Consider the following 16,829-nt stretch of genomic DNA (forward strand, 5'->3'; position numbering starts at 1 on the left):
TGCCCCTCATCCGTCACTTCGTGACACCTTCTCCCCGTAAACGGGGAGAAGGGAAGGGCGAGCCATCATGACCACCGTCGAAACCACCTCGCCGCAAGCCCGCCCGAAAGGCAGCGCGCTCGCCTGGATCAGCCGCTATGGCACGCTTGCCGCCTTCCTGGCGCTGATAATCTTCAACGTCGCCATCACACCAAACTTCTGGTCGTGGCAGACGCTCAATGTGAACCTGACCCAGGTGGCGACCATCGTCATCGTCGCCACCGGCATGACACTGGTGATCGCGACAGGCGGCATCGACCTGTCCGTCGGCTCGCTGATGGCGATTTCCGGGGCGCTGGCGCCGATGATCTTTCTCGGCACGATCTATCCGATCGAAAACCCGGTGCTGGCGATGACGCTCGCCTTCATCGTGCCTGTAATCGCCGCCGGCGCGCTCGGCTGGTTCAACGGCTTCCTGATCACCCGATGGTCGATCCAGCCGATCGTCGCCACGCTTGTGCTGTTCATCGCCGGGCGCGGCATCGCGCAGGTGATGACCAACGGCAATCTGCAGGTGTTCAAGAACGACGCGTTCCAGTTCATCGCGCTCGGCCGCGTCTTCGGCATTCCGGCGCAGGTGATCATCATGGTGGTTGTGGTGGCGGCGGCCGCCTTCGTCGTGCGGCGCACCGGCTTCGGGCGCCAGATCATCGCCGTCGGCGGCAATGAAAAGGCCGCAAGGCTGGCCGGCATCCCGGCAGTGCGGGTAAAGCGGCTGGTCTATGTGATCAGCGGCGCGCTGGCCGGCATTGCAGGCCTCATCGTCGTCGCCCGTAACTCCGCGAGCGACGCCAATCTGGTCGGGCTAGGCATGGAACTGGACGCCATCGCGGCCGTGGCGGTCGGCGGCACGCTGCTCACCGGCGGCCGCGCCAATGTGTTGGGCACGCTGCTCGGTGCCTTCGTCATCCAGCTCGTGCAATACACGCTGCTCGCCAACGGCGTGCCGGATGCCGCGGCGCGCATCGTCAAGGCCGGGCTGATTATTGCGGCGGTGTTTATTCAGCTCAGGGCGGCGAGGGGGTGATGATGCAGCGGTACACGGAGATGCAGCGTTCCTTCGCACCTCCCTCTGTCCTGCCGGACATCTACCCCTCAGAGGGCAGGGCAATCGCATATGGAAGTCATCCGCTCCGAACCGGCTTCGCCGGCCCGGTCCGGCAGCACCCCCTCACCGGCCCTTCGGGCCACCTCTCCCCCTGCCCGGGGGAGAGGATAGCCGGCCGCAAGGTTGGGCGCCAATCGCCTACGCTGCGTATCCTCTCCCCCGGGCAGGGGGAGAGGTGGCCCGAAGGGCCGGTGAGGGGGTGCTGCCTCAGCGTCTCGCCGCAGGCGAGGCGGGGAGGATCGGTGTCAACCAAACTCATATGCGATTCCCCTGTCCTCGATGAGGAGATGTCCGGCAGGACAGAGTTGGGTGCGACGAGTCGCCCTTCAAGCCGGAGCCCCTCATGAACGCCCTCGCCTCCCGCCTCTCCTTCCTCGGCCCGCTGGCCCCGCGCTCCAACATCGACTTGGCGCGACTGGGCGTGGTGGTGGCGCTGATCGCGCTGATCCTGTTCGGCGGGCTGCGTTACGACGGGTTCCTGTCGGCCTTCAACGCGCTCTCCTTCCTGCGCTACAACTCGATGTTCGCGCTGATCGCGCTGGGCATGGCGCTGGTGATCATGACCGGAGGGATCGACCTGTCGGTCGGCGCGACCGCCGCGCTGGCGAGCGTGGTCGCAGCGCTGCTGTCGCCCTATCATTGGGCGGCCGGCCTGGCGGGCGGGCTGGCGACCGGGCTGGCGGTGGGCGTCGTCAACGGCATGGTGATAACCAGGCTGAAGATCCAGCCCTTCATCGCCACACTGGCGGCGATGCTGGCCGCCTACGGCACCGGCCTGCTGCTCGCCGACAACCAGTCGGTCTCGGTGTCCTACGACACCGGTTTCACCGAGATCGGCCAGGGCGATTTCCTGGGTTTTCCGATCCCGGCCTGGATCGCCTTAATCGTGTATGTCGCCGGCTGGATCGCGCTGGAGCGGCATCCGGTCGGACGGCGCGTGCTGGCCATCGGCGACGGCGAGGCGACGGCGACGCTGATGGGACTAAAAGTCGAGCGGACGCTGATGGGCGTCTACATCACCTCGGGCGTGCTGGCTGGGCTGGCGGGCGTCATCCTCGCCTCGCAGTTCGGCGCCGGCCAGCCGATCGAGGGCCAGGGCTGGGAACTGATCGCGATTGCCTCCGTCGTGGTCGGCGGCACGCTGCTCACCGGCGGTGTCGGCTCGGTCGGGGCGACTCTGGCCGGGGCGCTGCTGCTCGGGCTGGTGTTCAATATTCTGAATTTCGAGAACGGGCTGGGATGGATCTCGCTTTCCGCCTACTGGCAGTCGGTGACCCGCGGGCTTTTCCTGCTCGGCGTGGTGATCTTGCAGGCGAAGATTGCGGGGGCCAGAAGCGGCGCTTGAGAGTCAAGCCGAGGGACCAGTCAGCTCGAAAATCTCGATCCCCTCGTTGCGGCCCTTGGCCTTGGCGACGCCGAGGCTGCGGAAGTCAAACGGTTCGGTGCAGCGTTCGCGCACCGCGCCGCTGACCAGGATCGTCGTGCCGTACTCCTTGTTCATGCCTTCGAGGCGCGAGGCGACGTTCACCGTGTCACCCATCCCCGTATACTGCCGGCGCGCCTGCGCCCCCACGCTGCCGACCACCGCCTCGCCGGTGTGCACGCCGAAGCGCGTCACCAGTTCCGGACGGCCGGCCTGGCGGTTGGCCGCGTTGAAGGCGTCGATCGCGGCCTTCAGTTCCAACGCTGAACGGCAGGCGTCGTCGACATGCGAGGGGTCGGCCACCGGCGCGTTCCACATGGCGTAGATGGAATCGCCGAGATACTGCACGATCACGCCGTTGTTGCGTTCGACGATCGGGTTCATCAGGTCGAAATAGGTGGAAAGCATGCCGACCACCTCCTCGGGCGAGTGCTGCTCGGAGATGGTGGTGAAGTCGCGGATGTCGGTGAACAGCACCGAGACCTCCTGGCGGACCGCCTTTCCGGCGCTCGCCTGGCCGGACGCGACGATGTTGCGGACCAGTTCGCGCGGCACGTAGAGCGCGAAGGTGCGGATCGCCTCGCGCGCCGAGGCCAGCGCGCGCGACAGCGTGTTGATCTCGGCGATCCACGAGAAGCCGGCCGGCCGCGCCTTGAAATCGAGATTGCCGATCTGGTGCGCGTCCTCCGACAACGCCAGCAGCGCCCGGCTGATCAGCCGCGCCACCACCAGCGCCACGAAGATGCCGGCTATCAGCACGATGCCGGTGACGATCAGGTTCTTCGTCAGCAGGCGCTGGCTCGGACCGATGAAATCCGACAGTGGGGCGGCGATGACGATGGTGTTGCCGCGCAAAAGGTCGGAAAAACCGACCGACGATATGCGCGCGATATAGGGTTCGCCGTCGACCTCGAAGCGCGCGGTGCGGTCCTGACCCTCGGCGATGACGCGCAGTTCCTCGCGGATCGGCTCCAGCGCCGGGTCGGCGGCGGAATTGTGCCCATTCTTGCCGCCCGCGAGCAGGCCTTCGAGGACCTGCCCCATGATCGCCTCGTCGGAATGGACGATCAGTTTCTTCTCGCGGTCGAAGACATAGCCGCGCGCGTTTTCGGACACCGCCTCGCGGGCGAGCAGGCGGCTGATGGTGGCGAGCAGCAGGTCGGCGCCGACCACCACCTTGCGGTTGCCAGCCATCGGCGCGGCAAGCGTCAGCGCCAGCGATCTGGTGGTCGCCGTGACGTAGGGCCCGACGGCCACCGGTTCGCCGCCGTTCGACGCGGCGCGGTACCAGGGACGCTTGCGCGGGTCGTAGGACACCTCGCTGGTGGAGCGCTCGCCCACCACCGTACCGGCCTGGTCCAGGAACCGCCAGGTGGAGACCGGGACGGTGTCCGAGCGGTCGATGGTGCGGACCGCGAAGACCGTGCCCGCCGGCGCGCCGACCGCTTGCGCCCAGCCGGGATTGCGCTCGACCGCCACGGCATGCAGGAAGGCGCCGTCGGGATAGCCGACATAGAAGCCGTCCATATAAGGCGAGCCTTCGAGCGTCTTGATCATGAGATCGGTCTTGGCGTCGAGGTCGACCGACGGCGGCGAGAGCAGCGGCTTCAGCACCGAGGCGACGGTGACCGTGGAATAACCGTCGTTGAACAGGCTGCGATAGCGGTCGATCGTGTGCTGGCTGAGCTGGTTCATCTGCTCTTCGGCGGTCGCCAGCGCCATGCGCCTACCCTGCTCGTAGGTCAGCCCCATCAGCGGTGCGGATATGCCGATCAGAAGCAGGATGATGACGATGCTGAGATGCAGGCGCAGCGGCCTGACCCAGCGTGTCGGAGCAGGAGGGGCATCGTAGTTCGGCGAGGTAACCGCAAGCGAAGAGCGCGCATTCGCCTCGGCTGAGGCCGCGTCGGCCGCAGGAATAGCGGATGGCGTCGATGACGCCGGGACCTGCTGCGCCATCCTAGCGCTTTCCGTCGAATTCGCTGAAAGACGGAGCAGCCGGGGAAATGGCGCAAACGCCGCAAACGTAGGCCGGGCGATTCGCAAACGACAACCCGCGGCTCTCGCGCGGGATTTGATTCCTGATCGGCATAGACGCTTCCCTCCGGGCGACCTTGCAGCAAATTCACCAGGTTGCCAAAGCATTTCATCTGCTGCACCCGCGCTCGCGCCGGCCAAGTACCTTTTTGCCCGGTCAACTGCCGACTTCGCCTCGATCCGGCACTCCTCCGACAATGGAAGTTCGCGGCTCTCCGGAACAACGCCATTTGCCGGCATCGGATCGGCATCCGCCGAGCGGCCCAAGGAGAGCGCCGACCCTCGAATTTTATACCGGCACTGCCAAGCGCCTTGCGAAGTAGGCGAGAGCGCCAAAGGTCAACGGCGGAAACGCCCTCCCCTTCCGCCATGGAATCCACCGCCGCCACGCCCACCGCCGCGTTGGAATCCACCGCGATCAAAATTGCCGCCATTGAATTGCGGATTGAATTCCGAGCGGCGTGCGAGCGAACTCTGGTTGCCGGCCAGGCGGCCGGCACGATCGAGCCCAAGGTGATCCGGGGCGACCTGCTGGATCTTGCGCTGCTGCGAAGGACGATTGGCGGCCGGCGCGCCCTGCCCCTGCTGCGCCCGATTTGCGAGGTTCGAGCCGCCGTCGCCCAGTTGTTGTCCGGGCTTCCTTCCATTGTCGGTGTCGGGCTTCTGGACCGGCTGCCAGTCGCCATCGCTGCGTTTCTGCCACTGGCCGTCCTCGCGCCGGTAGACGTTTCCGTCACGGCCGGCATAGATGTCGCCGCCCTGCCCCTGTGCGACGAAACCATGATTACCGTCAGACGTGTTCCAGCGGGCGCCCTGCCCTCCGGCGGCTGTCGAGCCGCCGCTGGCGCGCGCCCAGTCCGTGCCGTGCCGCACGCTGGCCGAGCCCCACGAGCCGTAGACATTGGTGCCGCCCCGCGCGATCACGCCGGTATCCGTGCGGGGATTGTAGGCGGCGATGAAACCGCGCTCGCCGGCCGGTCCGGACACCCCCGCACCGCGGATGTAGGTGCCGGTGCGTGGATTGTAGCTGGCGCCGGCCACGATGCCACGATACGGGCCATAGGCGTAGCCATAGCGGCCGAACGTACCGCGCGCCGGATTATAGAAGGCGCCAACTCCATAGGTGACCGGCCTCGGATAGTACGGCCAGTAGCCACCATGCCAGTTGGTGTCCCAATAAACGGGATAGTACCAGCCCGTGCCGTAGACCAGGGCGTCCCAGGCCAGATAGGCGCCGAGATAGCCCATCGTGTAGCCAAACCAGACCGCGTCTGATTCCGTCGAATAAACGCGAACGTAGGTAGCGTTGTAGACCGGCGACGAGGCGGGGATCGTGTAGATCTCGTCGGGCACCGCGGTGGCGACGACGAACGGCCCGGTCGGGCTGTCGCCGACGAACCAGACACCGTCCTTCAGCACGAAATATTTCGCGCCGACCTGGATGACCGTCTCGTTGGTGTTGACGGCATATTTGAGCGACGTGCCCTCGATCGGCTCAAATTTCGGATCGCCGCTATAGGCGACGTCGACCTTGACCGATCCGTCGGTCGACACCCGCGCCATCTGCGGAATGCTTGCCTTCAGCCGCGCCTCGGCATTCTCCGAAGTCTTCGGCACGGACGAACGGACGCTGGCGTAGGGTGCATCGTCCGGAATGTTCTGGAAATCCTCGGGCAGGTCGGGCGTCGCGAAAGTCCAGGGGCCGTCAAGCGATTTTGCCGAGAACCAGCGGCCGGAGAGCAGCACGTACCAGTTGCCGCTCGCCTTGTGGAAAAACACGTCGCCGTCGCTGTTCGACGCCCATTCGAGGCCGGTGCCCGCGACCGGTTCGAGCTTGGGCTCGCCGTCGATATTGATCAGCTCGGCAGGCTTGTATGAATAGACGACCTTGGGAACGGCGCCGTCGCCGAATGGCGCGGGCGGCATGGCGGCGCGCGCATCCTTCCAGTTGTCCTCGTCGGGGAGTTTCGACAGCGCATCCGGCAGCGTCGTTACCGGCTGCCAATCGCCGTCAAGCGCCTTTGCTGTCAGCCACGATTTCTCGTCGCGCAAAAAATAGCTTTGGTCCGCGTCGATCCTGAACACATCCCAGTTGGTGTTGACGACGAAGGAAACGCCTGGCGCGCCCTTGACCGGCGCCAAAACCGCCTCACCATCGGTCTGCACCAGGACCGCCGGCGACTTGGAAACGAAGATCGGCGGCGGATCGGCCTTCAGGCCCTTTGCGTCGTCCATCCGCTGATAGTCGGCGAGGCTGGCGGTGAGCCGCTCCTCGGTGACCGTCACCGCCCCTGTCGGCAGGATCTTGCCGATTTCCAGCGCGAAATCCGCGAGTTGCGAACGATCGAGAGCGGAGAAATTAAGCTCGGTGATCTTGATGTCGGTGATGACCACCTCGCCGGCGTCCGCATCGGCCTGGGTCTTGCCGGTCAGCCCGATCACGCCGAATACCGATTTCGCATCCTTGCTGGCCTTGTACTCGGTGGCGACCAGCGCGGTGAGGTCGGTGAACTTGTCCCAGCTTGAGACCTGCGGCTGGTAAAGCACGATCTCGGCGCCCTTGTCGGTGGTGTAGGAGCGCGGCCAGCCCGGACGGCCGGTGTCCTGCTCATTGACATATTTGCCGCTGACGAAGCCGGTCTTGCCTTGGTAAGTCACCGCGCACCAACCGCCCGCCGCATCGCATTCGGCGAGGTCGACCTTGGCATCCTCGGGGATCATGCCGAGGCTCTGATAGCTTGTGCCCGGGCCGGAACGCAGATTGACCTTGGAAGTGACGGTGGCCGGGCCGGCGAATGCCGCCGCCAGAACCAGGCCTTGAAGAAGAGTGGCGAGCGTGACGATGCGCATCTGGTATCTCCGGGCACGGACTTGGATAGAATAACCTAGCAACGCGACTCGCCGCAAACGGCGCCTGCGTTAAAGAGCTGGAGCACGTCTCAACCTATCAAGATATAGGCCAGCCCCTTCGCTCCTCTTGTCAGACAGCGAGCCCCGCCGTAGCTTTCAGGTGCTTCCCGCGTCCTCTTTCGTCGAGGGTGTCGGGCGAGCTGGGAAATGCCGACAACCGGAGGGACGCGTCATGGGCAACCTGGCACGACCGATTTGCGGCGGGTGCGAGACGTGAACGTCTCCGGGGCTTCCGGCGCGGACGCGGTTGCGGCCTGCCCTCCGGACATGGCCTACATTCCGGGCGGCATGTTCCGCATGGGCTCGGACAGCCACTATGCCGAAGAAGCGCCATCGCACCGGGTGCGGGTCGATGGCTTTTTCATCGACAGGTCGCCCGTCACCAACCGCCAGTTCAAAGAATTCGTGAAGGCGACCGGCCATGTCACCGTAGCGGAGAAAGTGCCCGACCCCAAGGACTATCCGGTCGCCTTGCCGCATATGTTGTTCGCGGGCTCGCTGGTCTTCCGCAAATCCGCCGGCCCGGTGGACCTGAGGAACTGGAGCAACTGGTGGGAATTCGCCCGGGGCGCCAACTGGCGGCATCCGATCGGGCCGGGAAGCGGCCTCTTCAAAAAGGACAACCACCCTGTCGTGCATGTCGCCTATGCCGACGCGCTGGCCTATGCGCAATGGGTGGGCAAGGACCTGCCAACCGAGGCGGAATGGGAATATGCGGCGCGCGGCGGACTCGACGGCGCCGAATTTGCCTGGGGCGACGAATTCACGCCCGATGGCAAGCATATGGCGAACACCTGGCAGGGCGAATTCCCGCATCAGAACCTACTGGCCGACGGCCACGAGCGTACATCGCCGGTCCGGAGCTATCCGCCCAACGGCTACGGCCTTTACGACATGATCGGCAATACGTGGGAATGGACGTCCGACTGGTGGTCGACCCGGCACCCGGCGGACGAGGCGAAAGCCTGCTGCGTCCCGGTCAATCCGCGCGGCGCGCCGGAAGAGGGCAGCTACGATCCGCGCCAGCCGGAAAGCAGGATTCCGCAAAAAGTGCTGAAGGGCGGCTCGCATCTCTGCGCGCCGAATTACTGCCGCCGCTATCGCCCCGCGGCCCGCCACGCCGAGGCAGTGGACACCTCGACCAGCCATGTCAGCTTCCGCTGTGTGCGCAGAAAATGACGGAAACCCGTTCGGCACTATCGGCATGAAAAGGAGGAGCAGGACATGGACGACACCTCGAAAGGCGACGACGGTCGCGCGCGCGGAAACGCTCTTGGCCACCCCGAAGATATCAATGTAAGCCGGCGTAGTATCCTTTTCGCCGGAACCGCTCTTGCCGCAACGTCGTCGCTGACATCGTTCGTGACAGCCGCACAGGCTCAGGAACAGCCTGCCGCGCCCGCTTCCACGGGAGGCAAGCCCAACATCCTGGTCATCTGGGGCGACGACATCGGCATTGCCAACATCAGCGCCTACTCCAACGGCCTGATGGGCTACGAGACGCCGAACATCGACCGCATCGCCCGGGAAGGCCTGAAGTTTCAGCACTACTATGGCGAGCAGTCGTGTACAGCCGGGCGCTCGGCATTCCTGACCGGCCAGCACATTATCCGCAGCGGACTAAGCAAGGTCGGCTTTCCCGGAGCACCGATGGGTATGAGCCAACTCGACCCGTCGGTCGGCGGCCTGTTGAAGAACCTCGGCTATGCGACCGGCCAGTTCGGCAAGAACCACGTCGGCGACCGCAACCCGTCGCTGCCGACGGTGAACGGTTTCGACGAGTTCTTCGGCAACCTTTACCATCTGAACGCCGAGGAAGAGCCGGAACTGCCTGATTATCCGAAGGATCCGGCCTATCTTGCCAAGTTCGGCCCGCGCGGTGTGCTGCGCTGCAAGGCGACCGAAATCGACGATCCGACCGAGGATCCGCGTTTCGGCAAGGTCGGCAAGCAGACCATCGAGGACACCGGCGCGCTCACCAAGAAGCGGATGGAGACGATCGACGACGAGACCTCGTCCGCGGCCATCGACTTCATGAAACGGCAGCAGGCCGCCGGAAAGCCGTTCTTCACCTGGTTCAATTCGACCCGTATGCACCTGCGCACGCATGTCCGCGACAGCCATCGCGGCCGCTATACCCACGGGGACAGCGAATACATCGACGGCATGATGGAGCACGACGATACGGTTGGCAGCCTGCTCAAGGCCCTTGACGACATGGGCATCGCCGACAACACCATCGTCATCTACTCGACCGACAACGGGCCGCACATGAACACCTGGCCGGACGGCGCCATGACATGGTTCCGCTCGGAGAAGAACACCAATTGGGAAGGCGCGTTCCGCGTTCCCTGCCTCGTTCGCTGGCCGGGCAAGATCGCACCCGGCACCGTCACCAACGAGATCATGAGCCACAACGACTGGATCCCGACGCTCTGCGCGATCGCCGGGGAACCCGACATCGTTGCCAAGCTCAAGGCCGGCTACAAGGCCAACGGCATCGACTACAAGGTGCATCTCGACGGCTACGACCAGTCGGTCTTCCTGACGAGCGTGACTGGTAGCGCCGCCACCAACAACGGCACGAAAAGCGCCCGCGACAAGTTCTTCTATTCCGACGACGACGGCCTGCTGGTGGGCATGCGGCAGGGCGACTACAAATACGTGTTCTCCGAGCAGCGCAAGGAAGGCACGATGGGCGTCTGGGCCGAGCCGTTCACCACGCTTCGCCTGCAGAAGATCTTCAACCTGTTCCAGGATCCGTTCGAACGGGCTGACATCACGTCCAACACCTTCTGGGACTGGCAGATGAACCATGTCCACATGATGTACGGGGTGATGGACGAGGTCTTCCAGTTCGTGGCGACGTTCAAGGATTTTCCGCCGCGTTCCTTCCCGCCGAGCTTCAACCCGGCGAACGTCATGGAAACGACGATGGATGCCATGAAGCGCAATGAGGCTTTCAAGGAGAACCTTGACCTCGACAAGGTTCGTGGCGCGCTGAATCAGATGATCCAGCAGCAGTTGCAGAGCCCGTAGCAGGCATTGCCTGCGCACCAGCCCGCCCGCAAGACGGGCCGGTGCGCATCTCCTACGAGCTCAAAGCAGTATAGAGGGATTGTATGTCTTCTTTTGCTTCCCTGACCAGGCGGACGTTCCTGGCAGCCCTGCTTGCCGTCGGGCTAATCGCCTTTCCGCAATTTCGTGCGCTCGCGCAGACCGATCCGCTGCCTTCGTGGAACGACGGCGCTGCCAAGTCGGCGATCACCCAGTTTGTTCAGCGCGTTACCACGCAGGGCTCACCCGACTTCGTGTCGGCCGAAGAGCGCATCGCCACATTCGACAATGACGGCACTCTCTGGTGCGAGCAGCCCTTCTATTTCCAGATGGCCTTCGCCTTCGACCGCGTAAAGGCAATGGCGCCGCAGCATCCGGAGTGGAAGGACGAACAGCCCTTCAAGGCGCTGCTGGAGGGCGACGTGAAGACGGCCGCGACTATCGGGGAGAAGGGTCTGCTTGCCGTCGTCGCGGCGACGCATGGCGGCATGACCACCGACGAATTCTCGAATGCGGTGCTCGACTGGACAAAAACCGCGCGCCACCCGCGCTTCGAGCGGCCCTACACCGAACTGGTCTATCAGCCGATGCTGGAGGTGATGCAGTATCTGCGCGCCAACGGCTTCAAGACCTTCATCGTGTCGGGCGGCGGCATCGACTTCATGCGGCCCTGGACGGAAACTGCCTACGGCATTCCGCCGGAACAGGTGGTGGGTTCGTCCGGCGTGACGGAATTCCGGCTTACCAGCGACGGCAAGCCTGAACTGATCAAGACCGACAAGGTGCAATTCATCGACGACGGTCCCGGCAAACCGGTCGGCATCCAGCAGCATATCGGCCGCTGGCCGATCATCGCCTTCGGCAATTCCGACGGGGACCTGCAGATGCTGCAATATGTGTCGGGCGGGCCGGGCGCGCGCCTCGCTCTCTATGTGCATCACGACGATGCGGAGCGCGAATATGCCTATGACCGCACCTCGCAGATCGGCAAGCTGGACAAGGGGCTCGACGAGGCGGCGGCGAAGGGCTGGCCGGTGATCAGCATGAAGAACGACTGGAAGGTGATTTTTCCGGCAGCACAGTGATCGGAAGCGCGGCGGTGAATTGTGCCTCAGACGCCGCGCTTGAGGTTCCGAGGAGGATATCGTGATCAAAGCGGTACTCGCAGCGCTGGCCCTGATATGCGCCGTGCCATTTGCGCTGGCGCAGGATTTCAACGCCGGGGAACTTCAGAAGCACGCCATCGAGCGCCGCGCGGTGGAGGCAGCGATCTGGGGGATGCCGGCGGTCAACACCGACCTGATGCGCCAGGAGATGCTGACCAAGACACCGGGCAAGGTGAACCAGTTCATCTACTGGGGGCGGCCACTCGATGATCGCAACCAGACGCTGACGCCCAATCCCGACACGCTCTACTTCATGGGTTTCTTCGACACGAAAGAAGGGCCGATGGTGCTCGAAGTGCCGCCTGGAGATAAAAACGGGTCGCTCAACGGCAATATCGTCACGCAATGGCAGACGTCGCTTGAGGATGTCGGCCTGCTCGGCGTGGACAAAGGGGCCGGCGGCAAGTTCGTGATCCTGCCGCCTGGCTACGACCAGAAGGTGCCGGAGGGCTATAGTCCGCTTCAATCCGACACCTATGGCGGCTATGCGCTCGTGCGCCCGAACCTGAAGAGCCATGCCGACGCTGACGTCGCCGCCTCGATCGATTACGCCAAGCGTGTGAAATTCTATCCGCTCTCGGCCGCGGCCAATCCGCCCGAGACGGTGTTTAGCGATGTCAGGGACATCGAGTTCGACTCCACGATCCGCTACGATCCAAGCTTCTACGAACATCTCGACCGGGTCGTGCAGTCGGAGCCCTGGATCGAACGCGACCGCGCGATGATCGACCAACTGCGCACGATCGGCATCGAGAAGGGCAAGCCGTTCGCGCCGGACGAGGCGACAAAGGCAATTTTCGCCACAGCGATCAGCGAGGCGAAGGCTCTTCTGGAGCATCGATACGATGCTGGCTTTCCGCCTTTCTGGGATGGCAGCCGCTGGACCATGCCGGCCCTGCCCGAGGCGATAGAAGCCCAGGGGACAACCTACGCCGACAGGAACAAATACGCGATCGATGCGCGCGGGCTCGGCTACACCTACGCCTACATCTCGATAAAGCGCCTGGGGGCAGGCCAGTTTTATCTTATTTCCATCCGCGACAAGGATGGGGACCCTTACGACGGCGGCAAATCCTACCGCCTGACGGTGCCGCCGGATCCGCCGGTTGATCAATACTGGTCCGTCACCGTCTATGACCGTCAGACCCATGCGCTTGTCAGGAACATGGAGCGCGCCAGCCGCGCCTCGAACGCCGCCGAGCTTCAGAAGAACGCCGACGGTTCGGTCGACATCTTCTTCGGACCAAAGGCGCCGGCCGGAAAGGAGACGAATTGGGTGCCGACCGACCCGCAGCGCGGCTTTGAGCTGATGTTCCGCCTCTATGCACCGACACAAGCACTCTTCGACAAGACGTGGCGGCTGCCGGATGTCGAGAAGGCAGCGGCAGAGTAGGAGAGGAAGTCATGAAACGTCTTTTTGCCGGCGCGGCCGTCCTGGTGACGGCTGGAAATGTTGCAGTGTTTTCGTTGACGGGGGCCGCTTCCGCCGAGAATACGGTGCCCGTCACCGCCGACAATTTCGTTCGCGCGGAAAGCGATCTCTATTTCGGATCGACCACTAAGGATGCAGGCGGCATCGGCAAATTCCTGCATCATCGCGAACCGACGCCGATCGACCGTCAGCCGGTAATCCGCATGAACCGCGATACGCTTTATTCCGGCGCCGGTTTCGATCTCGATGCCGGGCCGGTCACCATCACGCTGCCCGATGCGGGAGACCGCTTCATGTCGATGCAGGTAATCAATGAGGATCACTACGTGCCGGAGGTGAACTATGGCGCGGGAAGCTACACGCTGGACAAGCAGAAGGTGGGCACGCGCTATGTCTTGGTCGCGATCCGCACCCTGGTCGACCCCGCAGATGCTGAGGATGTGAAGAGGGTCCACGCGCTGCAGGATGCGATCAAGGTCGACCAGCCCGGCGGGCCGGGAAAATTCGAGGCTCCCGCCTGGGACCAGGCAAGCCAGAAGAAGGTCCGCGACGCACTGCTCGTCCTCAGCAGCACCCTTCCCGATTTCAAAAAGGCATTCGGTACGAAGGAGGAGGTCGATCCGGTCCGGCATCTGATCGGCAGCGCAGCCGCCTGGGGCGGCAATCCCGACAAGGACGCGATCTATCTCAACGTCACGCCCGCCGGCAACGACGGCGCCACGGTCTACAAGCTGGACGTCAAGGACGTGCCGGTCGACGCCTTCTGGTCGGTCAGCCTCTACAATGCCGAGGGCTATTACGAAAAGAATCCGTACAACGCCTATTCCGTCAACAACATCACCGCCAAGAAGGGCGATGGCGGCGCAGTCACCATCCAGTTCGGCGGTTGCGACGGTAAGGTTGCCAACTGCCTGCCGATCATGGAGGGCTGGAACTATACGGTGCGGCTCTATCGCCCGAGGGCCGAGATACTGGGCGGCAAGTGGACATTCCCGGAGCCGCAACCGGCGAAGTGAAGACCTGCTGGAAGAACGCCGGCGGCCGGTGCTTCTGACGACATCATTCAGCCGCCTGCAAGCGGGACATATCGAGGATCGACTTGATCTCGGACCGGCAGGAGCCGCAATTCGTGCCGGCGCGTACCGCCCCGCCGACCTCCTCGACGCTGCTGCAACCACCCGTTACCGCAGCGGCAATTTGGTTGATGCCGACGCTGAAGCACGAGCAGACGATACGGCCGACCGCCGGCATCGGCACCGGCGCGCGTCCCGACAGCAGCGCGCGGCGGTCCTGCGGCGACAGCGGTTCGCCCGACGCCAAAAGCGACAGCAGCCATTCGCGCCCGGGCAACTGCCCGGGCCGACCGACCAGCAGCGCCTCGGCAAGTCCGCCGGCGGCGTCGGTGGCCGCTGCGCGGAATGCCTGGCCTCGCCTGTCGGTATATTCCAGCAACTGGTCGCGGGGGACGATGTCGAGCAGCCCGCGGGCGAGCAGGATGCCCTGGTCCGGGGATTCGGTGCCGCAAAGCTCATAGACCCATCCGCCCGCAACAGCGGCGCGGCTCCAGTGGACAAAACCGGTCGGGCGGAGGTCGCGCCGGGTCATCAGCACGCCGGCCCATTCGATCGGCTCGCGGGAGATCCGCACCGGCACGTGTTTCAGTTCGGGCTGGCCGGAGAGCGGATCGGCGAGCGGCGTCGACAACGGACCCGCCGCCGCGTTGGCGGCAAATCGGCCGCTCCAGTGCATCGGCAGAAAGGCCTCGCCACGGCGCTGGGTTTCGGTGATGCGCACCTTGGCGCGGCCGCCGCCGTAGCGGCTGTCAAGACGCGCGAGGTCGCCCTCCCGCAGGCCGATTTCGGCGGCGTCGGCCGGGTTGATCTCAAGCGCCGGCTCCGGCGCATTGGCCATCAGCCGCGGCACGAGGCCGGTGCGCGTCATCGTGTGCCACTGGTCGCGCAGGCGGCCAGTATTGAGCGCGATGGGATGGGCGGCATCCACTGGCAGCGCCGGGCCTTCCTGGCGGACAGCGATGAACCGCGCACGCCCGTCCGGCGTCGGAAAAGCCCCGTCACACAGGAGCCTGTCTGCGGTCGGGGACGAACCGCGCCGCGCCGGCCAATGCCGAGGGGAAAATGCCTCGTAGCCGGCGTCGCTCATGTCCGCGAGATCGCCGATGTCGAACAGCCGGGCGCCTTCATTCTCGAACGCCGAGAGCGCGGCGTGCTCACGAAAAATCGCCGCCGGCCCTGAATAGTCGAAGGCTTCCGCAAACCCCATGCGGCGGGCCACTTCGGTGACGATCCACCAGTCGGGGCGGGCCTCGCCGGGCATTTGCGCGAAAGGGCGCTGGCGAGACATTCGACGCTCGGAATTGGTGACGGTGCCGTCCTTCTCGCCCCAGCCGGCGGCGGGCAAAAGCACGTTAGCGAAGCGCGTGGTGTCGGTGCGCACGATGTCGGAGACAACGACGAAGTCGCACCTTTTCAGCGCCGCGCGCGCCCTTCCCGCGTCGGGCATGCTGACGGCGGGATTGGTGCCCATGATCCACAGCACCTTGATGCGCCCGTCGGCGGCCTCCTCGAACATGTCGACGGCCTTCAGCCCGGCGCGCCTTGCGATCCGCGGCGCGCCCCAGAAGCGGGCGACGCGGTCGACATCTGCCGGGTTGTCAAAGCCCATATGGGCGGCAAGCTGGTTGGCGAGGCCGCCGACCTCGCGCCCGCCCATGGCGTTGGGCTGGCCGGTGACCGAGAACGGTCCCATGCCGGGCCTTCCTATGCGGCCGGTGGCGAGATGGCAGTTGACGATGGCGTTGACCTTGTCGGTGCCGTGCGCCGACTGGTTGACGCCCTGGCTGTAGACCGTCACCGAGCGCTCGGTCGTCGCGAACCAACTGTAAAAGCGCTCAATATCGGCGACGGCGACATCGCATCCCTCGGCAACCCGCCTGATCGTCGGCGCGTCGGCATCCGCAAGATTGATCGCCGCGTCGAAGCCGCTGGTGTGAGCCGCGACATAGTCGGCGTCGACCGCGCCGGTGCGCACCAGATGCGCCAGCAGGCCGTTGAACAACAGCACGTCCGTGCCCGGCCTGATCGCAAGATGCAGGTCACAGTCGGCAACCGTGGCGGTGCGGCGCGGGTCGATCACGACGATCCTGGTCCCACGCGCCGCGCGGGCCACGAGCAGGCGCTGGTAGAGCACCGGGTGGCACCAGGCCGTATTCGAGCCGGTGAGCACGACCAGGTCGGCCTGTTCGAAATCCTCGTAGCTGCCCGGCACGATATCCTCGCCGAAGGCCCGCCGGTGGCCGGCGACCGACGAGGCCATGCACAGCCGCGAATTGGTATCGATGTTGCCCGACCCGATAAAACCCTTCATCAGCTTGTTGGCGACGTAATAATCCTCGGTCAACAATTGGCCCGACACATAGAAGCCGACCGAATCCGGGCCGTGCGTCGCTATCGTCTCGGAAAAACGGCGCGCCACGAGGTCGAGCGCCACGTTCCAGTCCGTCCGCTTGCCGCCGATCTCCGGATGCAACAGGCGGCCATCGAGCCCAAGCGTCTCGGCGAGTGCCGAACCTTTCGAGCACAGTTTTCCGAAATTGGCCGGATGATCGGGGTCGCCGCGGACGGCAACGCTGCCGTCCGC

10 protein-coding genes are annotated in these 16,829 nt (G+C 64.7%); 7 read left to right on the top strand and 3 right to left on the bottom strand.

The window, feature by feature from the left end:
- Nucleotides 1-67: 67 nt before the first annotated feature.
- The gene (locus ACH196_RS28940) at nt 68-1,066 is read left to right on the top strand and encodes an ABC transporter permease (protein ID WP_396650311.1); all 999 of its coding nucleotides are present in this window, start codon (nt 68-70) and stop codon (nt 1,064-1,066) included.
- A 424-nt stretch (nt 1,067-1,490) separates the two neighbouring features.
- On the top strand, nt 1,491-2,492 hold the full coding sequence (locus ACH196_RS28945) for an ABC transporter permease (protein ID WP_396650312.1): 1,002 nt from the start codon (nt 1,491-1,493) through the stop codon (nt 2,490-2,492).
- Between the two features lie 3 nt (nt 2,493-2,495).
- Here the strand turns inward: ACH196_RS28945 and ACH196_RS28950 are convergent, their stop codons facing one another.
- Nucleotides 2,496-4,529 (bottom strand): adenylate/guanylate cyclase domain-containing protein, encoded by a 2,034-nt coding sequence (locus ACH196_RS28950; RefSeq protein WP_396650313.1) that lies wholly within the window; start codon nt 4,527-4,529, stop codon nt 2,496-2,498.
- 417 nt (nt 4,530-4,946) lie between these two features.
- Entirely contained in the window at nt 4,947-7,457 is a 2,511-nt protein-coding gene (locus tag ACH196_RS28955) for an SH3 domain-containing protein (protein WP_396650314.1), read from the bottom strand.
- Nucleotides 7,458-7,784: 327 nt separating this feature from the next.
- Between ACH196_RS28955 and ACH196_RS28960 the strand changes: the two genes are divergently transcribed.
- From ACH196_RS28960 to ACH196_RS28980, 5 genes are all read left to right on the top strand, one after another.
- Nucleotides 7,785-8,696 carry a formylglycine-generating enzyme family protein gene (locus tag ACH196_RS28960; RefSeq protein WP_396650321.1) on the top strand — a complete coding sequence of 304 codons (912 nt, stop codon included), beginning with the start codon at nt 7,785-7,787 and terminating at the stop codon, nt 8,694-8,696.
- A 45-nt stretch (nt 8,697-8,741) separates the two neighbouring features.
- On the top strand, nt 8,742-10,556 hold the full coding sequence (locus tag ACH196_RS28965; RefSeq protein WP_396650315.1) for an arylsulfatase: 1,815 nt from the start codon (nt 8,742-8,744) through the stop codon (nt 10,554-10,556).
- Nucleotides 10,557-10,639: 83 nt separating this feature from the next.
- The gene (locus tag ACH196_RS28970) at nt 10,640-11,659 is read left to right on the top strand and encodes an HAD family hydrolase (protein ID WP_396650316.1); all 1,020 of its coding nucleotides are present in this window, start codon (nt 10,640-10,642) and stop codon (nt 11,657-11,659) included.
- Between the two features lie 61 nt (nt 11,660-11,720).
- Complete coding sequence (locus tag ACH196_RS28975) at nt 11,721-13,133, top strand: DUF1254 domain-containing protein (protein WP_396650317.1); 1,413 nt, start codon at nt 11,721-11,723, stop codon at nt 13,131-13,133.
- A gap of 11 nt (nt 13,134-13,144) precedes the next feature.
- Nucleotides 13,145-14,188, top strand: a complete 1,044-nt coding sequence (locus ACH196_RS28980; RefSeq protein WP_396650318.1) for a DUF1254 domain-containing protein — start codon at nt 13,145-13,147, stop codon at nt 14,186-14,188.
- A gap of 43 nt (nt 14,189-14,231) precedes the next feature.
- Here ACH196_RS28980 and ACH196_RS28985 read toward each other — a convergent pair.
- Nucleotides 14,232-16,829 (bottom strand): molybdopterin-dependent oxidoreductase (locus ACH196_RS28985; protein WP_396650319.1); only part of this gene is annotated, 2,598 nt, incomplete at its 5' end.

Origin of the sequence: Mesorhizobium sp. IMUNJ 23232, assembly GCF_044326205.1 — a bacterium.
In the GTDB taxonomy this organism is placed as follows: Bacteria; Pseudomonadota; Alphaproteobacteria; order Rhizobiales; family Rhizobiaceae; genus Kumtagia.